The organism is Streptomyces sp. CB02261 (assembly GCF_001905665.1).
Classification (GTDB): domain Bacteria; phylum Actinomycetota; class Actinomycetes; order Streptomycetales; family Streptomycetaceae; genus Streptomyces.
In genome coordinates, this window is record NZ_LIVX01000003.1 from 589,997 (window position 1) to 612,961 (window position 22,965).

General features: G+C 71.7%; 26 protein-coding genes and 1 tRNA gene. 6 read left to right on the forward strand and 21 right to left on the reverse strand.

Annotated elements, in window-relative coordinates; all coding sequences use genetic code 11:
- Positions 1-30: 30 nt before the first annotated feature.
- Together AMK29_RS12800 and AMK29_RS12805 are read right to left on the reverse strand one after the other, a co-directional pair.
- On the reverse strand, positions 31-1,662 hold the full coding sequence (locus AMK29_RS12800) for an MDR family MFS transporter (protein WP_073811919.1): 1,632 nt from the start codon (positions 1,660-1,662) through the stop codon (positions 31-33).
- Between the two features lie 15 nt (positions 1,663-1,677).
- Positions 1,678-2,121: a MarR family winged helix-turn-helix transcriptional regulator gene (locus AMK29_RS12805; RefSeq protein WP_073811921.1), complete on the reverse strand. Its 444-nt coding sequence runs from the start codon at positions 2,119-2,121 to the stop codon at positions 1,678-1,680.
- Between the two features lie 179 nt (positions 2,122-2,300).
- Here AMK29_RS12805 and AMK29_RS12810 point away from each other — a divergent pair, with 179 nt between their 5' ends.
- A complete protein-coding gene (locus AMK29_RS12810; protein ID WP_073811923.1) occupies positions 2,301-2,540 on the forward strand; it encodes a hypothetical protein in 240 nt (79 codons plus the stop codon).
- Between the two features lie 130 nt (positions 2,541-2,670).
- On the opposite strand, the gene AMK29_RS37025 is transcribed toward AMK29_RS12810, so the two are convergent.
- The 9 genes from AMK29_RS37025 to AMK29_RS12850 all read right to left on the reverse strand — a co-directional run bounded on the left by AMK29_RS37025 (position 2,671) and on the right by AMK29_RS12850 (position 8,529).
- Positions 2,671-2,970 (reverse strand): hypothetical protein, encoded by a 300-nt coding sequence (locus AMK29_RS37025; protein WP_241845313.1) that lies wholly within the window; start codon positions 2,968-2,970, stop codon positions 2,671-2,673.
- A 652-nt stretch (positions 2,971-3,622) separates the two neighbouring features.
- Positions 3,623-4,525: an RNA polymerase sigma factor SigF gene (locus AMK29_RS12820; protein WP_073811928.1), complete on the reverse strand. Its 903-nt coding sequence runs from the start codon at positions 4,523-4,525 to the stop codon at positions 3,623-3,625.
- Positions 4,526-4,760: 235 nt separating this feature from the next.
- Positions 4,761-5,606 carry an RNA polymerase sigma factor SigF gene (locus AMK29_RS12825; RefSeq protein WP_073812208.1) on the reverse strand — a complete coding sequence of 282 codons (846 nt, stop codon included), beginning with the start codon at positions 5,604-5,606 and terminating at the stop codon, positions 4,761-4,763.
- Between the two features lie 211 nt (positions 5,607-5,817).
- Positions 5,818-6,111: a Dabb family protein gene (locus tag AMK29_RS12830; RefSeq protein WP_073811933.1), complete on the reverse strand. Its 294-nt coding sequence runs from the start codon at positions 6,109-6,111 to the stop codon at positions 5,818-5,820.
- 9 nt (positions 6,112-6,120) lie between these two features.
- Positions 6,121-6,285 carry a hypothetical protein gene (locus AMK29_RS36680; protein WP_198942227.1) on the reverse strand — a complete coding sequence of 55 codons (165 nt, stop codon included), beginning with the start codon at positions 6,283-6,285 and terminating at the stop codon, positions 6,121-6,123.
- A gap of 459 nt (positions 6,286-6,744) precedes the next feature.
- Positions 6,745-6,829: transfer RNA gene (locus AMK29_RS12835), tRNA-Ser, on the reverse strand.
- A gap of 77 nt (positions 6,830-6,906) precedes the next feature.
- Complete coding sequence (tadA, locus tag AMK29_RS12840) at positions 6,907-7,374, reverse strand: tRNA adenosine(34) deaminase TadA (RefSeq protein WP_079196873.1); 468 nt, start codon at positions 7,372-7,374, stop codon at positions 6,907-6,909.
- A gap of 80 nt (positions 7,375-7,454) precedes the next feature.
- On the reverse strand, positions 7,455-7,988 hold the full coding sequence (locus tag AMK29_RS12845; RefSeq protein WP_073811938.1) for a tRNA adenosine deaminase-associated protein: 534 nt from the start codon (positions 7,986-7,988) through the stop codon (positions 7,455-7,457).
- Positions 7,989-8,319: 331 nt separating this feature from the next.
- Entirely contained in the window at positions 8,320-8,529 is a 210-nt protein-coding gene (locus AMK29_RS12850) for a hypothetical protein (RefSeq protein WP_073811940.1), read from the reverse strand.
- 102 nt (positions 8,530-8,631) lie between these two features.
- On the opposite strand from AMK29_RS12850, the gene upp reads away from it, so the two are divergent.
- A complete protein-coding gene (upp, locus tag AMK29_RS12855; protein WP_073811943.1) occupies positions 8,632-9,267 on the forward strand; it encodes a uracil phosphoribosyltransferase in 636 nt (211 codons plus the stop codon).
- A gap of 52 nt (positions 9,268-9,319) precedes the next feature.
- On the opposite strand, the gene AMK29_RS12860 is transcribed toward upp, so the two are convergent.
- Complete coding sequence (locus AMK29_RS12860; RefSeq protein WP_073811945.1) at positions 9,320-9,955, reverse strand: LytR C-terminal domain-containing protein; 636 nt, start codon at positions 9,953-9,955, stop codon at positions 9,320-9,322.
- A 136-nt stretch (positions 9,956-10,091) separates the two neighbouring features.
- Positions 10,092-10,388 carry a type II toxin-antitoxin system VapB family antitoxin gene (locus AMK29_RS12865; protein ID WP_015034993.1) on the reverse strand — a complete coding sequence of 99 codons (297 nt, stop codon included), beginning with the start codon at positions 10,386-10,388 and terminating at the stop codon, positions 10,092-10,094.
- Between the two features lie 97 nt (positions 10,389-10,485).
- Between AMK29_RS12865 and AMK29_RS12870 the strand changes: the two genes are divergently transcribed.
- A complete protein-coding gene (locus AMK29_RS12870) occupies positions 10,486-12,147 on the forward strand; it encodes a helicase HerA-like domain-containing protein (protein ID WP_241845315.1) in 1,662 nt (553 codons plus the stop codon).
- Here the strand turns inward: AMK29_RS12870 and AMK29_RS12875 are convergent, their stop codons facing one another.
- The 4 genes from AMK29_RS12875 to AMK29_RS12890 all read right to left on the reverse strand — a co-directional run bounded on the left by AMK29_RS12875 (position 12,148) and on the right by AMK29_RS12890 (position 17,395).
- A complete protein-coding gene (locus AMK29_RS12875; protein ID WP_073812213.1) occupies positions 12,148-13,641 on the reverse strand; it encodes a M28 family metallopeptidase in 1,494 nt (497 codons plus the stop codon). It lies immediately after the preceding gene.
- Positions 13,642-13,817: 176 nt separating this feature from the next.
- On the reverse strand, positions 13,818-14,429 hold the full coding sequence (locus AMK29_RS12880; RefSeq protein ID WP_073811949.1) for an HhH-GPD-type base excision DNA repair protein: 612 nt from the start codon (positions 14,427-14,429) through the stop codon (positions 13,818-13,820).
- A gap of 68 nt (positions 14,430-14,497) precedes the next feature.
- Positions 14,498-15,058: an RBBP9/YdeN family alpha/beta hydrolase gene (locus AMK29_RS12885; protein WP_073811950.1), complete on the reverse strand. Its 561-nt coding sequence runs from the start codon at positions 15,056-15,058 to the stop codon at positions 14,498-14,500.
- Positions 15,059-15,124: 66 nt separating this feature from the next.
- Positions 15,125-17,395: an ATP-binding cassette domain-containing protein gene (locus tag AMK29_RS12890; protein WP_073811951.1), complete on the reverse strand. Its 2,271-nt coding sequence runs from the start codon at positions 17,393-17,395 to the stop codon at positions 15,125-15,127.
- Positions 17,396-17,553: 158 nt separating this feature from the next.
- Here AMK29_RS12890 and AMK29_RS12895 point away from each other — a divergent pair, with 158 nt between their 5' ends.
- Entirely contained in the window at positions 17,554-18,339 is a 786-nt protein-coding gene (locus AMK29_RS12895) for a TetR/AcrR family transcriptional regulator C-terminal domain-containing protein (RefSeq protein ID WP_073811953.1), read from the forward strand.
- Between the two features lie 39 nt (positions 18,340-18,378).
- On the opposite strand, the gene AMK29_RS12900 is transcribed toward AMK29_RS12895, so the two are convergent.
- Complete coding sequence (locus AMK29_RS12900; RefSeq protein ID WP_073811954.1) at positions 18,379-19,014, reverse strand: TetR/AcrR family transcriptional regulator; 636 nt, start codon at positions 19,012-19,014, stop codon at positions 18,379-18,381.
- Between the two features lie 157 nt (positions 19,015-19,171).
- Between AMK29_RS12900 and wrbA the strand changes: the two genes are divergently transcribed.
- Complete coding sequence (wrbA, locus tag AMK29_RS12905; RefSeq protein ID WP_073811955.1) at positions 19,172-19,780, forward strand: NAD(P)H:quinone oxidoreductase; 609 nt, start codon at positions 19,172-19,174, stop codon at positions 19,778-19,780.
- Between the two features lie 58 nt (positions 19,781-19,838).
- Here wrbA and AMK29_RS12910 read toward each other — a convergent pair whose 3' ends face one another.
- From AMK29_RS12910 to AMK29_RS12920, 3 genes are all read right to left on the reverse strand, one after another.
- Positions 19,839-20,222, reverse strand: coding sequence for a VOC family protein (locus AMK29_RS12910; RefSeq protein ID WP_073811957.1), 384 nt, complete (start codon positions 20,220-20,222; stop codon positions 19,839-19,841).
- Between the two features lie 98 nt (positions 20,223-20,320).
- Complete coding sequence (locus AMK29_RS12915) at positions 20,321-20,608, reverse strand: metal-sensitive transcriptional regulator (protein WP_073811958.1); 288 nt, start codon at positions 20,606-20,608, stop codon at positions 20,321-20,323.
- A 137-nt stretch (positions 20,609-20,745) separates the two neighbouring features.
- Positions 20,746-21,423, reverse strand: coding sequence for a TetR/AcrR family transcriptional regulator (locus tag AMK29_RS12920; protein ID WP_073811959.1), 678 nt, complete (start codon positions 21,421-21,423; stop codon positions 20,746-20,748).
- Between the two features lie 64 nt (positions 21,424-21,487).
- Between AMK29_RS12920 and AMK29_RS12925 the strand changes: the two genes are divergently transcribed.
- Complete coding sequence (locus AMK29_RS12925; protein ID WP_073811961.1) at positions 21,488-22,948, forward strand: MFS transporter; 1,461 nt, start codon at positions 21,488-21,490, stop codon at positions 22,946-22,948.
- Positions 22,949-22,965: the final 17 nt, after the last annotated feature.

Genomic DNA, 22,965 nt, shown 5'->3' on the forward strand with positions numbered 1-22,965 from the left:
CTCCGCTCGAAGCGCGGCCGGGAGTTTCTCTCAGCTCTCCTTCGAAGAGCCGGCCTCCGTCGAAGAGCCGCTCTCCTTCGACGAGTGGCTCTTCAGCGCCACTTCCTTGATGAACAGCGTCACCACGAAGGCGAGCAGCGCGAAGGGCGCCGAGTAGAGGAAGACATCGGCGACGCCGTGTCCGTACGCGTCCTCCATGACCGTGCGGATCGGGGCCGGCAGCTTGTCCATGTCGGGGATGCCGCCGCCCGAGCCGCCCTGGCCCATCGCGCCCGCGGCCTTCGGGCCGAGCTCGGCCAGGCCGTCCTTGACGTAGTTCGCGACCCGGTGGGCCATGACCGCGCCCAGCGCCGAGACACCGATCGCACCGCCCAGGGAGCGGAAGAAGGTGACGACGGAGGAGGCGGCGCCGAGGTCGGCGGGGGCCACCTGGTTCTGGGTGCAGAGCACCAGGTTCTGCATCATCATGCCCAGGCCGAGGCCGAGGACCGCCATGAAGAGCGCGATGTGCCAGTACGCCGTGTCGTAGCGGATCGTGCCGAGCAGGCCGAGGCCGCCGGCGGCGAAGGCGCCACCGCTGACCAGCCACGCCTTCCAGCGGCCGGTCTTGGTGATGACCAGACCGGAGACGGTGGAGGAGACGAACAGGCCCGCGATCATCGGGATGGTGAGGACGCCGGACATCGTCGGCGACTCGTTCCGCGCCAGCTGGAAGTACTGGCTGAAGAAGACCGTGCCGGCGAACATCGCGACACCCACGAACAGCGAGGCGAGCGAGGCGAGGGTGATCGTGCGGTTCCGGAAGAGGCGGAGCGGGATGATCGGCTCGCTCGCCTTCGACTCGACGAGGACGAAGATCCCGCCGAGGGCGATCGCGCCGAGGACCATGACGGCCGTCTGCCAGGACATCCAGTCGTACTTGTCACCGGCGAAGGTGACCCAGATGAGGAGCAGGGAGACGGCGGCGCTGATGAAGAGGGCACCGGCCCAGTCGACCTTCACCTGACGCTTCACGACCGGCAGCTTGAGGGTCTTCTGCAGGACGACGAGCGCGATGAACGCGAACGGAACGCCGACGTAGAAGCACCAGCGCCAGCCGAGCCAGTCGGTGTCGGTGATGACACCGCCGAGCAGCGGGCCGCCGACGGTGGCGACGGCGAAGGTCGCGCCGAGGTAACCGCTGTACCGGCCGCGCTCACGCGGCGCGATCATCGCGGCCAGGATGATCTGGGAGAGGGCGGTCAGACCGCCGACGCCGATGCCCTGGACGACACGGCAGGCGATGAGCATGCCGGTGCTCTGCGAGAGACCGGCGACGATCGAGCCCGCGACGTAGATGATCAGGGCTATCTGGACGAGCAGCTTCTTGGAGAAGAGGTCCGCGAGCTTGCCCCAGAGCGGGGTCGTCGCGGTCATCGAGAGCAGCGCGGCCGTGACCACCCAGGTGTAGGCGGACTGACCGCCGCCCAGGTCGGTGATGATCTGGGGGAGGGCGTTGGAGACGATCGTCGACGACAGGATGGCGACGAACATGCCGAGCAGCAGCCCGGACAGCGCCTCCATGATCTGCTTGTGCGTCATCGGGGCGCCGCCGGAGGCGAGGTCCCCCTCCTTGGCGCTCCCGCCGCGCACACCGGTCTCTGGTGTGGTCGTCGTAGCCATCAACTTCCTTCGTTCTCAAGCGTGGTGGGCCCGGCAGTCCCCGAAGGAATCGCGGAGGCGGGCGAGCAGATCGGTGAGCAGTTCGACGTCGTCGTCGGACCACTCCACGAGGGTGCGGGCGAGCATGTCGGTCAGCCGCCGGTCGAGGACGGCGAGCATGTCCTCGCCCGCGTGGGTCAGGTGCAGGATGCGGGAGCGCCGGTCGGCGGGGTCGGGCAGTCGCTCGACCCATCCGCGGTCCACGGTGTGGGCCACGTGACGGCTGCTGACGGACATGTCGACGGCCATCAGTTCGGACACGCGGCCCATCCGCATGTCGCCGTGGTGGTGGAGCAGGGCGAGGACGATGGCGGATCCGCCGGGGCACTCGGCCGGCAGGGTCCGCGCGAGTCCGCGCTTCACCGCTCCGATGGCACTCACCTGGCGGGCGAGGTTCTCGTACCGGTTGCGACCGTCCATCGGACACTCCCCGCATCTTGTTGCTTAGGGCAACCATAGAGATGGATGGTTGCTCCAGGCAAACTAAATCGGTCAAACGGCGCTAAAGAATCGGCAAAGGGCGACCGGGCGTACGGCAGGGGCGGGATGTGGGCGGTGGGCTTGGGCCCCTCACCCCGACTTCGCTAGGGTCCTGGCCCATGGCACACAACCCCCAAGCACCGTACGGCCAGGGCCAGGGCCCCCAGGGGCAGAGCCCCGAGGGTTACGACCCCGCCGGCAACACGCAGATGTTCCGCGCCTTCGTCGACGAGGGTGCTCCGCAGCAGCGGCAGCCGCAGGCCGTGGCGGCCTCGGGCGGCCCGCGGGTCGGCCTGATCGTGGGCGTGGTCGCGGCGATCGTCGTCCTCGCGGCGGTCGCCTGGCTGGCCCTCGGCTGACCGCTCCCCCTCCGAGCCCCGGGTGGGCCGGGTCCGCGTCACGCGGACCCGGCCCACCCTTTTATGGTCTGTCCCCTCGGATTCGAGCCTGTCCCCTCGGCCCCCACGAGCCGTGCCGCCGCTCCTCCGGTCACCGCCAGCCGACGGTGACCTGCCGGGTGTCGATCCGCATGCCCAGCGGCACCCGCCAGGAGTCGACGCAGACGGTGTACGTCTCCGTCCGCGCGGTCCCGGCGGGGATCGGCGCGGGCAGCGGCTGGGTGGAGGTGAGCGTCGCCCAGTCGACGCCCAGGGCGCCGATCACGTGCGTGGCGAAGGTGACCGTCCCCGAGCGGGCCGCCGTGCCGCCGCTGTTGCGGAAGGTGACCGTCACCCGCTCGCACCAGCGCCGTTCCCCGTCGGCGAGGAGGGGCGCGGAGACCGTGAGCACGGCGGGCCCGGCCGTGGGGGCGGGCGTGGGGGACGGTGAGGGCGTGCTGGTGCCGGGCGCGGGCCGGGCGGGCGGTGGCGCGGAGGGGGTACGGGGAGGGGTCCCGGCGCCGGGACGCGGTGCCGTTCCGCCGGTGGGCCCGGGCGCGGTCGGCGGAGTCGTACCCGAGCCTGACCCCGACCCCGACCCCGACCCCGAGCCTGACCCTGACCCTGTCCCCGAGCCCGAGCCTGACCCCGACCCCGAGCCTGACTCCGTATCCGCGCCCGTACCGGAGGAGCCGGAATCACCGGAAGTGCCTGACGTGCGGGAGGGTCCGGCCGCTGACGCCGCACCCGCACTCACACCCACACCAGCGCCCGTCTCCGGCTCAGGCTCCGGCGACGGGGACGAGGTGCTGGACGTCGTCCCGCTCGCGGAGGGGTCGTCCAGGGGGACCAGGGTGATCGCGCCCGAGGGGGTGGCCGCGCCCTTCGGTGAGGGGCCGGCGCCCACCGCCGCGTACCCCTCGCCGTCTCCACCGCCACATGCGGTCAGCGCCCCGCCGAGGCAGAGCGCCACCGCCACGAGTCCCGGCTTCCTTCTCCCCATGGGCCCAGTCTGGCTGACGGAGCGTCAGAGCGGGAACCGTTTCACGTAAGTACCTTCGGGCTCACTCCCCGATGAGGCCCTCGCGCAGCTGGGCGAGGGTGCGGGTGAGCAGGCGCGAGACGTGCATCTGGGAGATGCCGACCTCCTCGCCGATCTGCGACTGGGTCATGTTGGCGAAGAAGCGCAGCATGATGATCTGCCGCTCCCTGGGGGGCAGTTTGGCGAGGAGCGGCTTGAGCGACTCGCGGTACTCGACGCCCTCCAGGGCCGTGTCCTCGTAGCCGAGGCGGTCCGCGAGCGAGCCCTCGCCGCCGTCGTCCTCGGGCGAGGGGGAGTCGAGCGAGGAGGCCGTGTAGGCGTTGCCGACGGCGAGGCCGTCGACGACGTCCTCCTCCGACACCCCGAGCACGGCGGCGAGTTCGGGCACGGTGGGCGAGCGGTCGAGCTTCTGCGCGAGTTCGTCGCTGGCCTTGGTGAGGGCGAGACGCAGCTCCTGGAGCCGGCGCGGGACCCGCACCGACCAGGAGGTGTCGCGGAAGAAGCGCTTGATCTCACCGACGACGGTCGGCATCGCGAACGTCGGGAACTCCACGCCCCGTTCGCAGTCGAAGCGGTCGATCGCCTTGATCAGGCCGATGGTGCCGACCTGGACGATGTCCTCCATCGGCTCGTTCCGCGAGCGGAAGCGGGCCGCCGCGTACCGCACGAGGGGGAGGTTGAGCTCGATGAGGGTGTCGCGGACGTAGGTCCGCTCCGGGCTGTCGGCGGCCGCGCCTTCGGTGTCGAGGGCGCGCAGCCGCAGGAACAGGGAGCGGGAGAGGGTGCGCGTGTCGAGGGCGCCCGTGACGACCATCGGCGGGGGCGCGGTCTCCGCGCTCTCGGCCGCGGTCGGCGCCGTCGTCTGCGTGGGCACGGGAACGGGCGTGAGCGTGAGCACCTTCGAGCTGCCCAGTTCTGTGGACATGCCACCCCCTTGAGGTCGCGGACGGTCGCGGTGGCCGCGACCATCTGAGGAACGCAGCTTCCACCTGAATACCGGCGGCGGGGCTGCGGCAAACTCGGTTCCAGCAGAATGTCACATGTCGGCAACACGCTGTAGTGACTTGTCGACAAGCCGAGGGTGCATTTCCGCAGGAAACAAGGGGTGTACGGCATTTGGGGCGCGTCAGAACTGCTCCGAACCGGTCTACCCGATCCGGTTACGCCTCGATTCTGTTTGCGGATCTCAGACGGGCGAAGCTGCGGGCGAGGAGCCTTGACACATGCATCTGGGAGACACCGAGCTCCTGGCTGATCTGAGATTGCGTCAAATTGCTGTAGTAGCGCAGCATCAGGATCCGCTGCTCCCGTTCGGGCAGTTGTACGAGGAGATGCCGGACGAGGTCGCGGTGCTCGACCCCGGCGAGGGCGGGGTCCTCGTAACCGAGCCGGTCGAGCAGTCCGGGAAGCCCGTCGCCCTCCTGCGCGGCCTCCAGGGAGGTGGCGTGGTACGAGCGCCCGGCCTCGATGCAGGCGAGCACCTCGTCCTCGCCGATCCGCAGCCGCTCGGCGATCTCGGCGGTGGTGGGGGAGCGGCCGTGGGCCGTCGTCAGGTCCTCGGTGGCGCCGTTCACCTGGACCCAGAGCTCGTGCAGCCGGCGCGGGACGTGCACGGTGCGGACGTTGTCGCGGAAGTACCGCTTGATCTCCCCGACGACCGTCGGCATGGCGAAGGTGGGGAACTGCACGCCCCGGTCGGGGTCGAAGCGGTCGATCGCGTTGATCAGGCCGATCGTGCCGACCTGGACGACGTCCTCCATCGGCTCGTTCCGCGAGCGGAACCGGGCGGCCGCGTACCGCACGAGCGGCAGATTGGCCTCGATGAGGGCCCCGCGGACCCGGTGGTGTTCCGGAGTGCCCGGCTCCAGGTTCTTGAGCTGCCCGAAGAGCACCTGGGTGAGGGCTCGGGTGTCGGCGCCACGGGTGCTCTGGGGGCGGGTGCGCGGGGTCTCCGCGGCGCCTGCCTCGTGCTGGGGCGGGACTTGAGGTGCTGTACTGGCCGGCACGTTCACGCCACCCCTTTGGCTGGTCTTGCTGGTCGACTGGGTCAACTACGGTCAACTCATCCGTCAAAAGCGGTCATAGCATCACAAGACATGTCCACTGTGTGCAAGCACCGCATAATGACGTGTTGAGGGCATCATGGTGCAAAAAGGGGAGGTCACGCACCGAAAAAGCCCCCCGCCTCGACGGCAGGGGGCCTCCGGACGAAGCTGACTAGAAGGCGTAGTCCGCGATCACCCAGGTCGCGAACTCGCGCCACTGGGCGACGCCCGCCTGGTGCGCCGGGTGCTCCAGGTACCGCTTCAGCGCGTCCGCGTCCTCGACGGCCGAGTTGATGGCGAAGTCGTACGCGATCGGCCGGTCCGAGATGTTCCAGCCGCACTCCCAGAACGTGAGCTCGGGGATCTGGTCGCCCAGCGCGCGGAACGCCTCGACGCCGGCGACGACACGCGGCTCGTCACGGGTGACGCCCTCGTCGAGCTTGAAGAGGACCAGATGGCGGATCACGCGGGACTCCTAATTGATGAGTTCGGTCATGAACTGGCCGACTCCCTGAGCGGCGCTGGCAATGCCCTCGAACCCTACCTGCACGAGATCGGCGGCCCTCTCCGGAGAGGTGACGATCGTGTACAGCACAAAGACGGCGACCGCGTACAGCACGACCTTCTTCGCTTGCACCACTGCCCAGCCCTCCCCAGTTCCCCCGCCGTACGACCGCGCCACTCTAACCGAGCCCTTATGGACCAAGGGCCCGGAGATCGAGGCCTTTTGCCGCCCGCCGGAAGGGTGACGGCCGAGCAGTATGGATGTCGAGCCCGGAGGATCTGGCAGGAATCCGAAAAGGCTCGAGGAACCGGCCCGCACTGCGGGGTCCCGCGCCGCCAGCTTCCCCCCTGACGGCGGCGCAGGGCCTGGAGGACCGGTTCTCGTCGGGGGGAGCGGCTTGTCCCCCCGATGCCGCTCCCCCCGTCCTACGGAGAAGGCCCGGTACGCGCCACGTGCGCGCACCGGGCCTTCTCCGTACGCGGGCGTACGGGGTCGTACGGGGTCGTACGCGGGCGTACGGGGCCTGACGGGCCCACGGCTCCCCGGGATACGCCGAAGGGCCCGGTGCTGATGCACCAGGCCCTTCGATCGAAGCGGTAGCGGAGGGATTTGAACCCTCGGTGACTTGCGCCACACTCGCTTTCGAGGCGAGCTCCTTCGGCCGCTCGGACACGCTACCGAGAGAGAGCTTAGCCGAAACTGGCGCTGCGATGAAATCCGTATCCCGTCGCAGGTCGAAGCCGGGTCCGGACGCGGTCAGCGGTCCCGGAAGAAGGCCGTCAGCTGCTCCGCGCACTCCTCGCCGAGCACGCCGTGGAGGACCTCGGGACGGTGGTTGAGCCGACGGTCCCGTACGAGGTCCCAGAGCGAGCCGGCCGCCCCCGCCTTCTCGTCCAGGGCGCCGAACACCACCCGCTCGACCCGCGACTGGACGAGCGCGCCGGCGCACATCACGCACGGCTCCAGGGTCACGACGAGCGTGCAGCCCGTCAGCCGCCACTCGCCGGTCGCCCGGGCGGCCCTGCGCAGCGCGAGCACCTCGGCGTGCGCGGTCGGGTCGCCGGTCGCCTCCCGCTCGTTGTGCGCGCGGGCGAGCACCGTGCCGTCGGCGGCGAGCACGACCGCGCCGACCGGTACGTCACCGGCCGGCGTGGCCGCGTCGGCCTCGGCGAGAGCGAGCCGCATGGCGTCCCGCCAGGGGTCCCGGACGTGGTCGGCGCCCATCGGGCCGTCCCCGGAGCCGGGCCCGGGAGTACCGCCGAGCGGGCCGGTCGCCGGCTCGGGGGCAGGTACCGCGCGTGCCACTAGCGGACGGCCTCCAGGACCTCGGCCGCGCCCAGGGCGTCCGCGATCTCCGCGAGGGCGTCGCTCTGGAGCGCCATCAGGTCGGCCGGGGCCATGCCGAGGTCGGCCAGGATCAGCCGGTCGCCCACCGGGGCGGCCGGGACGGCCTCCGCGGCGACGCCGGTGTCCTCGTCGTCGTCCGGGACGTCGTCGAGCGGCTCCCCGTCCTCCGTACCGTCCAGGTCCAGCGACTCGAGCTCGTCGACGATGTCGTCCAGGTCGTCACCGAGGATCTCCCGCGTGAGGATCTCCCCGTACGAGGAACGGGCGGCGGCGGCGCCGTCCGAGACGTAGATACGAGGGTCTTCCTCACCCTCGATCCGTACGATCCCGAACCACGCGTCCTCCTGCTCGATGAAGACGATCACCGTGTCGTCGTCCGAGGCCTCGCGGGCCAGCTCGGCCAGATCCGACAGGGTCTCCACGTCGTCGAGCTCCGTGTCGCTCGCTTCCCACCCGTCTTCGGTGCGCGCGAGCAGTGCGGCGAAGTACACCTGACTCTCTCCCACTGATCAGAGGTGTGACGATCCGGCGGCGCCCTGCTGATGCCCCGCCCAATCGGCATCGTGACAGAAACGACGCCGACAGGAGAGGTCTTCGGCTCTTGCGTCGTGCATCAGTCTGAACGACCCCGCGATCGGGCGGGCGTGCGACCCCGGCGCACACGGGGGGCGCACAAAGGGCCACGCCGGGCGGCGCAGGCCGGGGCACGACGGGACACGCCGGGCGGCACGGGCCGGGGCACGGCGGGACACGCCGTGGCCGTACCGGCAGGGGCACGGCGTGGCGAACGGGCCGAGTGAACGGCGTGGCGCTTCAGGCCCTTCACCAGCGGAAGGTGCGCATCCGCATGGCCTGGCGCATGCGGGCGGCCCGCGCCCGTCTCGGCTGGACGCGCTCGCGCAGCGCCTTGGCCTCGTTCAGCTCGCGAAGGAACTGGGCGCGGCGCCTGCGGCGCTCCGCGTCCGTCTCGTGTGCCGGCTTCCGCGCCGCCCTCGCGGCGGCGCCCTCGGCCGGTTCTTGCAGGTCGGGCATCGGCACTCCACCCCATCACTGGGTCCCCGTGTCTCCCCCGTGTCCCCACCTTCCCCCAGCGGCGCGGGTCGATGCCAGTGCGGGGCGGGCTACTGTTGAGTCATGCGTCTCCACGTCGTCGATCACCCGCTGGTCGCCCACAAGCTCACCACTCTGCGCGACAAGCGCACGGACTCCGCGACCTTCCGTCGGCTCGCCGACGAGCTGGTCACCCTGCTCGCCTACGAGGCCACCAGGGACGTCCGGACCGAGCAGGTCGACATCGAGACCCCCGTCACGCCCACGACCGGCGTCAAGCTGTCGTACCCGCGTCCGCTGGTGGTCCCGATCCTGCGCGCCGGGCTCGGCATGCTCGACGGCATGGTCCGGCTGCTCCCGACCGCCGAGGTCGGCTTCCTCGGCATGATCCGCAACGAGGAGACGCTGGAGGCGTCGACCTACGCCACGCGGATGCCGGAGGACCTCTCGGGCCGCCAGGTGTACGTCCTGGACCCGATGCTGGCGACCGGCGGCACGCTGGTCGCGGCGATCCAGGAGCTCATCAAGCGCGGCGCGGACGACGTGACCGCGGTCGTGCTCCTCGCCGCCCCCGAGGGTGTCGAGGTCATGGAGCGGGAGCTCGCGGGCACGCCGGTCACCGTCGTGACGGCCTCGGTCGACGAGCGCCTCAACGAGCACGGCTACATCGTCCCGGGCCTCGGCGACGCGGGCGACCGCATGTACGGCTCCGCCGAGTAGGACCGTCTTCAGAGCTGATCAGAGGGTGCCCGGCGCGTGCGCCGGGCACCCTTTAGCTCTTGGCGCAGGGTTTGGCCGTGGGTGCGGGCTTGGCCAGGGCGACCAGGGCCGCGTCCGCCGTGGCCTTCGGGGACAGGGTCTTGAAGGCGGTCCCGATGATCAGGTCCACGTCCGCCGTCGCCCGGGTGTCCGTCTTGGTCGTGGCGCCCTTGAGCTGGGTGCCGAGGACCGGGAAGACGCCCTTGGTGGCGGTCGTGGCGCCGAGCAGCAGGCCGGCGCCTGGGACCTTCTTGTCGTAGGCGGCGGGCGCGTTCCCCACCTTGCCGATCTTGAAGCCGCGCTTCTTCAGCTCGTCCGCGGTCGTCTTGGCGAGACCGCTGCGCGGGGTCGCGTTGTAGACGTTGACCGTGATCTGGGCGGGCTTGGGCAGCGCGGCGGCGGGCGGGGCGGTCGCTCCGGCGGCGGGTTTGCAGTCGGCCTGTTTCCCGGCGGTCGTCTTCGTGGGGCCGTCGCCGGTGAAGACGTCGACGAGCTGGAGCGTGCCCCAGCCGGCCGCGCCGAGCACGACCACGGCGGCGGCCGACGCGAGGACGATCCTGCGCCGGCGATGGGGGCGGCGCATGCGCGGGTAGACATCCCCCGTGATGCGGTACTTTCCGCCCATTCCGGGGGGAGTGAGCATGCTCATGAACGCAGCGTAATGCCGCCCGTCGGCGATGCCTACTTGATGATCATGTGATCGCGTCCGGATGGGGGCGAACTGACTCCGAAAGGGTCAGCGGGAGCGGGCCGGCCGGGTGCCGCTCCGTCCGATCGGCGCCGTGTCAGTCCATTTCCAGGACGCGGGCGTGCAGCACCTGGCGCTGCTGGAGCGCCGCGCGGACGGCGCGGTGCAGTCCGTCCTCGAGGTAGAGATCGCCCTGCCACTTCACGACGTGCGCGAAGAGGTCGCCGTAGAACGTGGAGTCCTCGGCGAGCAGCGTCTCCAGGTCCAGCTGGCCCTTGGTGGTGACCAGCTGATCGAGACGGACCGGGCGCGGGGCGACGTCCGCCCACTGCCGGGTGCTTTCCCGGCCGTGGTCGGGATACGGCTTTCCGTTTCCGATGCGCTTGAAGATCACACGGAAAGCCTACCGGGCGAGCGGCTCCCGGCGCAGCCACGCGAGGCCGGTGGGATGCTGGTGCGAACCATGACATAAGGGAAATCGGGGTGCCGTGATGAGCGTGAGTGAGCAGGGCGAGCAGCCGGGCGACACCCCGGCCACCCCGTCGGCCGCAGCCACCCCGCCCACCCGAGCCACCCCGTCCGCGGCGGCCGCACTCGCCGGTCCCGCCGCGGAGATCGCCGCCGGATACGCCTTCGAGGGCGCCGCACTCGATCTGGGGGCCCTGCTCTGGGACGGCGTCTGTCACCCGGACGCGCCGATCCGTATCCCGCTGCCCGTTCTCAACCGCCACGGCCTGGTGGCCGGCGCGACGGGCACCGGCAAGACGAAGACCCTGCAGTTGATCGCCGAGCAGCTGTCCGCGCAGGGGGTGCCGGTCTTCCTCGCCGACATCAAGGGCGACGTCTCCGGGATCTCGGCCCCCGGCGAGGACGGCGAGAGGGTCCGGGAGCGGGCCGCGCAGGTCGGGCAGAGCTGGGCGGCGAAGGGCTTCCCCTGCGCGTTCTACGGGCTCGGGGGCACCGGCCCCGGCATCCCGGTCCGCGCCACGGTGACCAGCTTCGGCCCCGTGCTGCTGTCCAAGGTGCTCCAGCTCAATCGGACGCAGGAGCAGTCCCTCGGCCTGATCTTCCACTACGCCGACGCCAAGGGCCTGGAGCTGGTCGACCTCAAGGACCTGCGGGCGGTGGTGGCCTTCCTCGTGTCGGACACCGGGAAGGCCGAGCTCAAGGGGATCGGCGGGCTGTCGACCGCGACGGCCGGGGTGATCCTGCGGGCGCTCACCGCCTTCGAGCAGCAGGGCACGGGCGGGTTCTTCGGGGAGCCGGAGTTCGACACGGCGGAGCTGCTGCGGACGGCGGAGGACGGACGCGGGATCGTCTCGGTCCTGGAGCTGCCGTCCGTGCAGGACAAGCCGCAGCTCTTCTCGACGTTCCTGATGTGGATGCTGGCGGACCTCTTCCACGACCTGCCGGAGGTCGGCGACCTGGAGAAGCCGAAGCTGGTCTTCTTCTTCGACGAGGCCCACCTGCTGTTCAGCGGGGCGTCGAAGGCGTTCCTGGAGTCGATCACCCAGACCGTGCGGCTGATCCGCTCGAAGGGCGTCGGCGTCTTCTTCGTGACGCAGACCCCGAAGGACGTCCCCTCGGACGTGCTGGCCCAGCTCGGCAACCGGGTGCAGCACGCGCTGCGCGCCTTCACCCCGGACGACGCGAAGGCCCTCAAGGCGACCGTGCGCACCTTCCCGAAGTCCCCGTACGACCTGGAGGAGGTCCTCACGGGCCTCGGCACGGGCGAGGCGGTGGTGACCGTCCTGAGCGAGCGGGGCGCCCCGACGCCGGTGGCGGTGACCCGGCTGCGGGCCCCGGAGTCGCTGATGGGTCCCGTCGGCGCGGCGGCGCTGGACGCGGCCGTGCAGGCCTCGCCGCTGTACGGGCGGTACGCGGAGGCGGTGGACCGGGAGTCGGCGTACGAGAAGCTGACGGCCGAGCAGCGGGCGGCGGAGGCGGCGGCCCTGGAGGCCGCGGCGGCGCGGGAGGCCGGGAAGGCGGCCGGGGAAGGGGCGAGGGCTCCCCGGAAGAAGGAGGAGCCCTCGCTCGCCGAACAGGTCGTCGGCAGTGGGATCTTCACGTCGCTCGCGCGGTCGATCGGCACCCAGGTGGGCCGGGAGATCTCCCGGTCGGTCTTCGGTACCGCCCGCCGCCGGCGGCGGTGACTACTCCGTCACCTCGTGGTGGTCGTCGTGCAGGCCGCCGCCGCTGCCCGCGTCGCCCTCGGTCGGGACCGAGACGACGGGCTTGCGCAGGGAGGAGATGTCGTGGGCGTAGGTGCCCACGGCGTTGGCGATGACGTCGATGTTCACGTCGAAGGCGGTCATGTTGACGTTGGTGATGTCGTCGCCCTTGGCGTGGTAGTTCACGTCGTAGGCGACGCCCGCCGTGCCGCCGAACTTGGCGGCCTGGCCCGCGGTCTTGATGCCCTCGGCGCCGGTGAAGGTGCCGCCGGAGGGGATGCCGACCTCGATGAACGGGCCGTAGTCGGAGCGGCCGGTGAAGTCGGTGCCCTCGTGCGGGACCCCGCGCTTGTCCATGAAGTCGGTGATGTCCCGCTCCAGCTGGGCGGAGCCCTCGGGGCCGGCGCCCTCACCGACGTTGTCCGAGTTGTCGCCGTCGTACACGAACAGGCCGTAGTTCGGCGAGGCGATCATGTCGAAGTTGAGGTAGAGCTTGATCTCGCTCTTGTCGAGCGCGGTGAGGTTCTTGACGTAGTGCTCGGAGCCGAGGAGGCCGTTCTCCTCGGCCGACCACCAGGCGAAGCGGACCTTGTTGCGGACCTTGTCCTTCGACTTGGCGAGCTCCAGGGCGGTCTGGAGGAGGCCTGCGGAGCCGGAGCCGTTGTCGTTGATGCCGGGGCCGGCGGTGACGGAGTCGAGGTGCGAGCCGAGCATCACGGTGTTGGCGGCGTTGCCGCCCTTGGTCTCGGCGATGACGTTGTTGGTGGAGCGCATCTCCTGGAGCTGGCGGATCTCCACGGAGAGCGTGACCGGGCCCTTGGCGAGGTCGGCGGCGAGCTTCTCGCCCTCGGCCAGGGTGATGCCGCCGGTGGGTATCTTCCCGGAGGCCGCGTCGCCGAGGGTGCCGGAGAGGACGCCGTCCGCGTTGTTGTAGATGACGGCGGCGGCGGCACCGGCCGCGGCGGCGTTCTGCTGCTTGATCGCGAAGGCGCAGCCGCCGCGCTTGATCAGCGCGATCTTGCCGGTGAAGGTGCCGGAGGCGAAGTCGCCCGGCTCGCAGCCGGTGGTGCCGTCGGCGTCCACGGGCACTGCCACGAGGCCCGCGGTGATGCCGCCGACCGGGGTGGACTTGGTGTACGTCATCGCCTTGATGTCGAAGGCGCGGGGCGCCGGCGAGACGACGGAGGCCTTCTCGGCGAGCGTCTGCGTGTACTCGAAGTCGAACCGCTGGTACGAGACGTTGTAGCCGGCCTTCTTGAGCTGCGTGTACACGTAGGCGGCCGAGGCGTCGTGGCCGAGCGAACCGGCGGCGCGGTGGCCGCCGGCCGAGTCGGCTATCGCCTGGAACTTCTGCAGGTGCTTGAAGGCGTCCTGCGCGGAGGTTTCGCGGACCAGCTTCTTCGCCAGCTTGGCGGCATCGCGGGCGGGTGCGGCCGTGGGGTCCTGCCCCGCGGTGGCGGGGGAGGCGAGGACCATCGGGGTGGCGAGGGCGGCGGCGACCAGAATGGCCGCGGCTCGGCGCTGGGTAGCGTTCACAGAAGTCCTTCCCGTTACGGACGAGGGTTGAGGGGAAGTTAGCGATCTGCGGTGCCTTCTGTGAACACCTTCTCCACAATTCCTGTCACGTTCAGCAGGATTGCAATGCGGAGTTGTTAATTCCCGGAGGATTTGAGGTCCTTGGCGGCTTTCGCCGCTTTCGCCGCCGCCTTCATCTCCTGCTTGTGCGCCCGCACCTTCGCGAGGGTCTCCGGGCCGGTGATGTCGGCGGCCGAGCGGTACGCGCCCTCCTCGCCGTACGGGCCCGCCGCCTCCCGCCAGCCCGTGGGCCGCACCCCGTACCGCTTGCCCAGCAGCGCCAGGAAGATCTGCGCCTTCTGCTTGCCGAAGCCGGGCAGCGCCTGGAGCCGCGCCAGCAGTTCCTTCCCGGTCGCCGCGTCCGCCCAGACGGCCTCGGCGTCGCCCCCGTACTCCTCGACGAGGAACCGGCACAGCTGCTGCACGCGCTGCGCCATCGACCCCGGGTAGCGGTGCACCGCCGGCTTCTCGGAGAGCAGCGCGGCGAACTCCTCCGGGTCCCGTGCGGCGATGGCGTGCGCGTCGAGATCGTCCGCGCCGAGCCGGGTGGCGATGGTGTACGGGCCGGAGAAGGCCCACTCCATCGGGACCTGCTGGTCGAGGAGCATGCCGACGAGCGCGGCGAGCGGGGACCGGCCGAGCAGCGCGTCGGCCTCCGGGTGCTGGGCGAGGTGGATCTCGGGGCTCATTCCCCGATCATCCCGCCGCGGTGGGCCGCACGCCCGGTGGGTTCACCCCTTCGCGCCCCGGACCCGGCCTACCTCCCCTTGATCCGCACCGCCGGGTCCTCGCACCACTCCAGGAGCGACGCCCACTCCCCGTACCCCGAGTCGGGGTTGAGGTGCGCCCCGCCCGGTACGAGGTCCACGTCGAGGCCGAGCGGGACGCCGTAGTGCAGGTCGGCGCCCTCGGGGCAGTACGGGTCGTCGTCCGCGTACACGAGCCGGGCCCCGAGGCCCGTCTCCGCCAGGTCGAGCCCGTCCGCGAAGGCGGCGATCCCGGGGATCGAGGCCGTCACCGGCGGCGACGGCGGCGCGACGAGCAGCACCCGGTCGGCGTCCGGCCTGCGCGCGCCCGCCCGCAGCCAGAGCAGCACGGACAGACTGTGCGCGAGGACCACGAACTCGCCCTCGGCGGGCCGCTCCCCGTGCTCCTCCAGGGCGGCGAGCCAGTCCCCGAGCACGGGCGCGTCGGGCGCCGGCAGCTGCGGGTACCGCACCTCGTGCCCCCGCGCCCGCAGCTCCCCGGCGAGCCAGTGCTGCCAGTGTCCGGGCGGGCGGTGGTTCTCGTAGCCGTGCAGGATCAGATACGTGGTCATGGCGTGATCGTCGGTTCCACGGGCCGACCGGGTCCAGGCAGTTTCACGGTGTGGACTCGCCGGCCGTCAGCCGCCCACGTACTCCCGCAGATGGCGTGCCGTCAGCGTGTCCCCCTTCTCGACCAGCTGGGCGGGCGTGCCCTCGAAGACGATGTGGCCGCCGTCGTGGCCCGCACCGGGGCCGAGGTCGATCAGCCAGTCGGCGTGGGCCATGACGGCCTGGTGGTGCTCGATGACGACGACCGTGTTGCCGGCCTCGACGAGGCGGTCGAGGAGGGCGAGGAGCTTGTCGACGTCGGCGAGGTGGAGGCCGGTGGTCGGCTCGTCCAGGACGTAGACGGCGCCCTTCTCCGCCATGTGGATGGCGAGCTTGATGCGCTGGCGCTCGCCGCCGGACAGGGTGTTGAGGGGCTGGCCGAGACGCAGGTAGCCGAGGCCGACGTCCTGGAGGCGGCCGAGGATCGTGCGGGCCTGGCTCTTCGTCGTGAAGAACTCGTACGCCTCCTCGATCGACAGGGACAGGACCTCGTGGATGTTCTTCCCGTTCAGCCGGTAGGTGAGGACCTCGGGCGTGAAGCGCTTGCCCTCGCACTCCTCGCAGACCGAGGCCACGCCGGCCGCGATGGCCAGGTCGGTGTAGACGAGCCCGAGGCCGTTGCAGCGCGGGCAGGCGCCTTCCGAGTTGGCGCTGAAGAGGGCCGGCTTGACGCCGTTGGCCTTGGCGAAGGCGGTACGGATCGGACCGAGGAGCCCCGTGTACGTCGCCGGGTTCGAGCGGCGCGAGCCGCGGATGGGGGACTGGTCGGCGACGACGACCCCTTCGCGGCCCGGCAGGTTGCCGTGGATCAGGGAGGACTTGCCGGAGCCGGCCACGCCCGTGACCACGGTGAGGACGCCGGTCGGGATGTCGACGCTCACGTCCTTCAGGTTGTGCTGGGTGGCGCCGGTGATGCTGAGGGCGCCGCTCGGGGTCCGTACCTCGGCGCGGAGCTTCGCCCGGTGCGCGAGATGGTCGCCGGTGAGGGTGCCGGAGGCGCGCAGGCCGGGCACGTTCCCGCTGTAGCAGATCTCGCCGCCCGCGGCTCCGGCCCGGGGCCCGAGGTCCACGACGTGGTCGGCGATCTCGATCACCTCAGGCTTGTGCTCGACGACGAGGACGGTGTTGCCCTTGTCGCGCAGCCGCAGCAGCAGGTCGTTCATGCGCCGGACGTCGTGCGGGTGCAGTCCGGTGGTCGGCTCGTCGAAGACGTAGGTGACGTCGGTGAGCGGAGAGCCGAGGTGGCGGACCATCTTCACGCGCTGGGCCTCGCCGCCGGAGAGCGTGCCCGAGGACCGGTCGAGGGAGAGGTAGCCGAGGCCGATCTCGACGAGCGAGTCGAGCAGCTCGCGCAGGCCCGCGAGGAGCGGGGCGACGGAGGGGTCCTCGATCCGGCGGACGAACGCGGCGAGGTCGCTGATCTGCATCGCCGAGCACTCGGCGATGTTCACCCCGTCGATACGGGAGGACAGCGCGGCCCGGGTGAGCCGGGTGCCCTCGCACTCGGGGCAGGCGCGGAAGCCGACGGCCCGGTCGACGAAGGCCTTGATGTGGGCCTGGAGGGACTCGCGGTCCTTCGCGAGGAAGAGCCGCTGGACCTTCGGCACCAGGCCCTCGTAGGTGAAGGAGTTGCTGCCGACCTTCACCTTGCAGGAGGGCTTGTGGAGGAAGTCCTCCCACTCCTGCTCGGTGAAGTCCGCGAGCTTCTTGTCGGCGTCGTAGAAACCGGACTCCGCCATGATCCGCCAGTACCAGGAGTCCACGGCGAAGTTGGGGACGGTGATCGCGCCCTCGTTGAGGGACTTGGACCGGTCGACGAGCTCGTCGACGTCGATGTCCGAGATCTCGCCGGCGCCCTCGCAGCGCGGGCACATGCCCTCGGGCAGGTTGAAGCTGAAGGCGCCGGAGGTGCCGATGTGGGGGGTGCCGAGGCGGCTGAAGACGATCCGCAGCATCGTGTACGCGTCGGTGGCGGTGCCCACGGTGGAGCGGGAGTTGGCGCCCATCCGCTCCTGGTCGACGACGATCGCCGCGCTCAGGTTGTGCAGTCCGTCCACGTCGGGGCGGGCGAGGGACGGCATGAAGGACTGGAGGAAGGCGCTGTAGGTCTCGTTGATGAGGCGCTGCGACTCGGCGGCGATGGTGCCGAAGACGAGGGACGACTTCCCGGAGCCGGAGACGCCGGTGAAGACGGTGAGGCGGCGCTTGGGAAGGTCGACGTCGACGTTCCTCAGGTTGTTCTCCCGGGCCCCGCGGACCTGGATGACGTGGTGGCTGTCCGCTGCGACGGGGTGGTTCATGCGTGCGCCCTCCGATGGTCGGCCTGCTTGCCGGGGAAGGGTACTCTATACAGCGTATAAAATTATCTCCAGCGCCTCTGACCTGCGGGTTTCTATCCTTGGGGTGCGGGGGTTCGGGGCTGGCCTGGCAGGATCGCTCTTGAGGACGGGACGAGACGGTGGCGGAGAACGGGAAGAACAGCAGCGGCGCGGGTGACCCGGCGCGCACCCTGGAACTCCTGTGGCGCGACGGCTCGGCCGCCGCTCCCGCGGGCCGCCGGGGCCGCCGGCCGGGCCTCACCGTCGACGCGGTCGTCGACGCGGCGCTCGCCCTCGCGGACGACGGCGGACTCGACGCGCTGACCATGCGCGCGGTGGCCCAGCACCTCGGCGTCACCCCGATGACGCTCTACACCTACGTCCCCGGCAAGGCCGAGCTCCTCGACCTCATGCTCGACGCCGTCTTCCTGCGCATGGACCGGCCGCCGTTCCGCCCCGGGGAGCCGTGGCGGGCCCGGCTCACGGCAGTCGCCGACGCGAACCGGGCCCTGCACCTGCGCCACCCCTGGCTGGTCGAACTGCGGATCGTACGGGCCCCGTTGGGTCCCGGTGTGATGACCAAGTACGAGTACGAGCTCGGGGCCTTCGAAGGGCTCGGGCTCGACGACGTGTCCCGGGACTCGGCGCTGACGTACGTCCTCGGCTTCGTGCAGTCCGGCGCCCGGGCGGAACTGGACGCGCGGGCCGTGGCGCGGGAGAGCGCGATGTCCGACGGGGAGTGGTGGGACGCCCACGAGCCCCTGCTCGCCCGGGTCCTCGACGAGACCCGGTTCCCGCTGGCCGCGCGGGTGGGGGAGGCGGCGGCGGTCGCGTACGGCGGCCTGTACGACGCGGAGCACGCGTACCGCTTCGGCCTGGAGCGGGTGCTGGACGGGCTGGCGGCCCTGGGGGAGCGGGGGCGGTAGCGGGCCGGCGGTGGCCCTGGCCCGTGGGTCCTTCGGCTCTCAGGCGCGCAGCCGGAGCAGCTCCCGTGCGCCCGCCTTCAGGCGGTCCGCCGACAGCTCCTGGTCGACCGACAGGTGGTGCATGAGGTCCGGGGAGAACGCCGCGAGCACCAGATGGGCGAGGAGCGTGCTGTCGGACCCGGGGCGGAGGCTCCCGATCAGCAGGGCCACATGCGTGTGCATCACCCGGTACGCGCCGCTGAGGTAGCGGGCGCGGGGCGCGGCGGAGTGCGCGGCGAGCAGGATCGCGCGCTGCTCGCCGACCCGGTCGACGAGCGCGTCGAGGAAGGCGTCGAGCCGCTCGGCGGCCGGCGCGCCGGGGCCCAGCGGCGGCGGCCCGCTCATGTACGCCTCCTGGAACTGGCGCTCGCGGTCGTCGAGGAGCGCCCACAGGAGCTGGGAGACGTCGCCGAAGCGGCGGTAGACGGTGCCGACGCCGATGCCGCTGGCGTGGGCGACCTGGTTCATGGTGACGGCCTCGGGGCCGTCCTCGGCGACGATCCGGGCGGCGGCGTCGAGGATCTTGCGCCGGTTGCGGGCCGCGTCGGCGCGCTCGGGGACGGGGGCGCCGACGGTGGGGAGCAGGCCGAGCAGCGGCGCCGTCGCGCCGGTGGCCTGCGGGTTCTCCGTGCTCATGTGTCGGCTCCTCTGCCCTTCGTGCGGCTCGTCCCGTCACCCCCGCTCCGGTCGCGTCCCTGGGGTCAGCATACCGGCTCCCCTTGCAAAGCGGATAGCCATCCGCTTAACCTCGGTACATCGAAGCGGAAAGCAATCCGGTTGAGGAGAGTTCGCCATGTCCGTCAAGGTCGCCGTCATCTACTACTCGGCCACGGGTGCCGTGCACCAGCTCGCCCAGGCCGTCGCCGAGGGCGCGGAGAAGGCCGGCGCCGAGGTGCGCCTGCGCCGGGTGCCCGAGCTCGCTCCCGACGCCGCCATCGACTCGAACCCGGCCTGGCGCGCCCACGTGGACGCCACCGGTGACGTGGAGGTCGCCACGCTCGACGACCTGGAGTGGGCGGACGCGTACGCGCTCGGCTCCCCGACCCGCTTCGGCAACGTGTCCGCGCAGCTGAAGCAGTACATCGACACCACGGGCGGCCTCTGGCAGCAGGGCGTCATGGCGGACAAGCCCGCGACCGCCTTCACCAGCGCCCACAACCCGCACGGCGGCAACGAGTCGACGCTGCTCGCGCTCTACAACACCTTCCACCACTGGGGCTCGGTCATCGTCTCGCCCGGCTTCACCGACCCGTCGGTGTACGCGGCCGGCGGCAACCCCTACGGCACCGCGCACCCGGGCGCCAACGGCGCCCCCGCCGAGAACGTCCTCCAGGCCGCCCGCTACCAGGGCACGCGCCTCACGCGGATCGCGAAGCGCCTGAAGGGCCTGGCGGACGACTGACCCGTCAGCCGCCCCGCGCGCGTACCCCCGGGGAGATCCCCCGGGGGGCGCCCGCGCGTCAGGAACCCGTCGCGGCGCGCTGGGACTCGCTGCGCAGCACGCAGAACTCGTTGCCTTCGGGGTCGGCGAGGACCGCCCAGCCGGAGCCGTCGGGATTCCGGTGATCGGCGACGAGGGTGGCGCCGAGACCCAGCAGCCGTTCCACCTCCTGCTCGCGCGTCGTCTCGGGGCGCAGGCACAGATGGATCCGGTTCTTGATCTTCTTGGGCTCGGGCACCTGGTTGAAGTACAGCACCGGGCCCTCCGCCGGCATCACCTGAGCCTCCCGGTCACCCGGTCTGTCCTCCGGATGGAGCGGACGCCCCGTCACTCCGCTCCAGAACCGGGCCAGCTCATAGGCGTCCGCACAGTCGATCGCCACGTTCTGCAGTACTGAAACCATGCGCGCGACCCTTCCGCACTTCCCCTCCGGACGCCACCGAGTTGCGCCCGGGCGCGCGTATGCGGCTCAGGCGCACGGCAGCGGGGTCGGCACCCGCTCTACGCGAGCGACAGGAAGAGCTTCTCCAGCCTGGCCCGCATCGCCTCGCGGTCCTCGCCGTCCGCGTGGCCGTCCTCGGCCTCGGTCAGGCACTGCTGGAGGCCCGTCGCGATGATCGCGAAGCCGGCCCGGTCGAGGGCGCGGGACGCGGCGGCCAGCTGGGTCACGACCTCTTCGCAGTCCCGGCCCTCCTCGATCATCCGGATCACGCCGGCGATCTGGCCCTGGGCCCGGCGGAGCCGGTTCAGGACCGCCTTGAGCTCCGCAGCCGCGAGATCCAGTTGCACAGTCGCTCCTCACAGATGCCCCGGGGGGTCACTCGATCCCCGCTCGGGGTTCCGTCGGAGTCCAGGATGACACCTGCCGTGAACGCCCCTCCCGATCGACCCGGACCGGTCCGCATCCGGCCGCCGGTCCGGCCGCGTCAGGGTGCGGGGGTGTAGTGGCGGAGGAACATCTCCACCCCGTCGGCCACCAGCCGCTCGCTCAGCTCCTCGGTGAGCTCCGTCCCGTACTGCTCGAAGACCATGTGCGGGAAGACGAGCAACGAGTACAGCTGGAGTACGGCGACCTCCAGGTCGGGGATGTCGAGGCGGCCCCGGTCGGCGAGGGCGCGCAGGGCGTCCGCGACCTCGGGGTGGTGGCCGGCGGGGCCGTGCGCGCGCCAGGCGCGGCCCAGCTCGGGGAAGCGGTGGAGCTCGGTGGCGACCAGGGTCCGCAGGGCGCGGCCCTCGGCGTCGTCGCGTACGGCCCGGCCCCAGGCGCGGCCCGCCTCGGTGAGGGCGGCCCTGAGCCCGTCGGGGCCCTCGGAGTCGAGGAGCCGCGCGAGGTCGGGCCCGCCGCCCGTCGCGCCGTCCGCCGCCCCACGGTCGGCCAGGGGCTCGTCGAGCGCGCCGGCGACGACGGCGGTGAACAGGGCTTCCTTGCTGCCGAAGTGGTTGTAGACGGTCACCTTGGAGACGCCGGCCTCGGCGGCGATGGCGTCCATGCCCACGCCGAAGCCCTCGCGCAGGAAGAGGTCGCGGGCGGCCCGTACGACGGCCTGCCGCTTGCGCGCGGCGCGGGCGCCGGTGGGCGCGGGCTTGGCGGGCTCGTGATCCATGGGACCACCCTACCCATCCATCTGTACCGTTGAGTTCAACTGTACTGTGCCGTACAGTTCAGTTATGACGTCTCCTCCTGCTCCCTCCGCTCCCCACCCCCACTCCCACCCGCCCACGCACCCCCTCCCACCGGCCCACCCCCGGCGCTGGACCGCGCTCGCGCTGGTCTGCGCGGCTCAGTTCATGCTGGTCCTCGACGTGACCGTGGTGAATGTGGCCCTGCCGGCCCTCGCGAGCGACCTCGACCTCGATCGCACCGCCCTGACCTGGGTCGTCACCGCGTACACCCTCTGCTTCGGCGGGCTCATGCTCCTCGGCGGCCGGCTCGCCGACGCCCTCGGCGCGCGCCGCGTCCTCCTCACCGGCCTCGCCCTGTTCACCGCCGCGTCCCTGGCCTGCGGCCTCGCACCGAACGCCACCGTCCTCCTCGGCGGCCGCGTCGCGCAGGGCAGCGGCGCCGCCCTGCTCTCCCCGGCGGCGCTCGCCCTGGTCACCACCCTGTTCCACGGCCGCGAGAGGCCCAAGGCCCTGGGCGCCTGGGCGGCCGTCGGCGGCACCGGCTCAGCGGTCGGGGTCCTCCTCGGTGGCGCCCTCACGGCGGGACCGGGCTGGCCGTGGGTCTTCCTCGTGAACGTCCCCGTGGGCGTGGCGCTCCTGCTCGTCCTGCCGAAGGTCGTCCCCCTGGCGCCCCCGACGGAGACACGCACCGGGCGCGGACTCGACGTCCCGGGCGCCGTCCTCGTCACGGCCGCGACCGGCGGACTCGTCTACGGCCTCGTCCGGGCGGGCGACTCCGGCTGGACCTCCACCGCGACCCTGCTGCCCCTGCTCGGCTCGGTCGCCCTCTACGGAGCGTTCGCGGCGGTCGAGCGCCGGAGCCGCACCCCGCTGATGGACCTCAGGATGCTGACCCGGCGCCCGGTCGTCGCGGGCTCGTTCCTCATGCTGGTGGCGACCGCGCTGCTGATCTCGTTCTTCTTCCTGGGCTCGATGCGGCTCCAGCACGTCCACGGGCTCGACGCCCTCCGCACGGGCCTGCTGTTCCTCCCGGTGGCGCTCGCCACGGCCGTCGGCGCGCACCTGGGCTCCCGGCTCGTGACGGTGGCCGGCCCGCGCGCCTGCGCGACGGGCGGCATGGCGGTCGCGGCCCTCGGCTGCCTGCCGTTGGCGCTCCTGGCCCCGGACTCGGGCCCCTGGACCACGCTCCTGCCGGCCCTCGCGACGGCGGCGCTCGGCCTCGGCGCGGTCTTCGTCACGGCGACGACGACGGCCCTCGGCCTGATCACCCCGCACGAGGCGGGCCTCGCGTCCGGCATCGTGAACACCTTCCACGAACTGGGCGGCTCCATCGGCGTGGCCGTCGTCTCCACCGTCGCCCTGGGCGCCACGGCCCCGGCCCCGGCCGGCCTCACGACCGCGTTCACCCTCTGCGCCCTGGCGGCGGCGGCCGCCGCCCTCGCGTCCCCGCTGCTCATCCCCCGGGGCCGTCCCCGGCTCGCGGGCGGCCCGCACGGGATGCACTGAAGGCCCCGCGGCTGTCC

Excerpts from the sequence above, each read along its gene's own strand:
- AMK29_RS12800 (WP_073811919.1), bottom strand. The coding sequence starts at position 1,662 with ATGGCTACGACGACCACACCAGAGACCGGTGTGCGCGGCGGGAGCGCC.
- AMK29_RS12805 (WP_073811921.1), bottom strand. The coding sequence starts at position 2,121 with ATGGACGGTCGCAACCGGTACGAGAACCTCGCCCGCCAGGTGAGTGCC.
- AMK29_RS12810 (WP_073811923.1), top strand. The coding sequence starts at position 2,301 with ATGGCACACAACCCCCAAGCACCGTACGGCCAGGGCCAGGGCCCCCAG.
- AMK29_RS12820 (WP_073811928.1), bottom strand. The coding sequence starts at position 4,525 with ATGTCCACAGAACTGGGCAGCTCGAAGGTGCTCACGCTCACGCCCGTT.
- tadA (WP_079196873.1), bottom strand. The coding sequence starts at position 7,374 with ATGGGCGCCGACCACGTCCGGGACCCCTGGCGGGACGCCATGCGGCTC.
- AMK29_RS12850 (WP_073811940.1), bottom strand. The coding sequence starts at position 8,529 with ATGCCCGACCTGCAAGAACCGGCCGAGGGCGCCGCCGCGAGGGCGGCG.
- upp (WP_073811943.1), top strand. The coding sequence starts at position 8,632 with ATGCGTCTCCACGTCGTCGATCACCCGCTGGTCGCCCACAAGCTCACC.
- AMK29_RS12860 (WP_073811945.1), bottom strand. The coding sequence starts at position 9,955 with ATGAGCATGCTCACTCCCCCCGGAATGGGCGGAAAGTACCGCATCACG.
- AMK29_RS12870 (WP_241845315.1), top strand. The coding sequence starts at position 10,486 with ATGAGCGTGAGTGAGCAGGGCGAGCAGCCGGGCGACACCCCGGCCACC.
- AMK29_RS12875 (WP_073812213.1), bottom strand. The coding sequence starts at position 13,641 with ATGGTCCTCGCCTCCCCCGCCACCGCGGGGCAGGACCCCACGGCCGCA.
- AMK29_RS12880 (WP_073811949.1), bottom strand. The coding sequence starts at position 14,429 with ATGAGCCCCGAGATCCACCTCGCCCAGCACCCGGAGGCCGACGCGCTG.
- AMK29_RS12885 (WP_073811950.1), bottom strand. The coding sequence starts at position 15,058 with ATGACCACGTATCTGATCCTGCACGGCTACGAGAACCACCGCCCGCCC.
- AMK29_RS12890 (WP_073811951.1), bottom strand. The coding sequence starts at position 17,395 with ATGAACCACCCCGTCGCAGCGGACAGCCACCACGTCATCCAGGTCCGC.
- AMK29_RS12900 (WP_073811954.1), bottom strand. The coding sequence starts at position 19,014 with ATGAGCACGGAGAACCCGCAGGCCACCGGCGCGACGGCGCCGCTGCTC.
- wrbA (WP_073811955.1), top strand. The coding sequence starts at position 19,172 with ATGTCCGTCAAGGTCGCCGTCATCTACTACTCGGCCACGGGTGCCGTG.
- AMK29_RS12910 (WP_073811957.1), bottom strand. The coding sequence starts at position 20,222 with ATGGTTTCAGTACTGCAGAACGTGGCGATCGACTGTGCGGACGCCTAT.
- AMK29_RS12920 (WP_073811959.1), bottom strand. The coding sequence starts at position 21,423 with ATGGATCACGAGCCCGCCAAGCCCGCGCCCACCGGCGCCCGCGCCGCG.
- AMK29_RS12925 (WP_073811961.1), top strand. The coding sequence starts at position 21,488 with ATGACGTCTCCTCCTGCTCCCTCCGCTCCCCACCCCCACTCCCACCCG.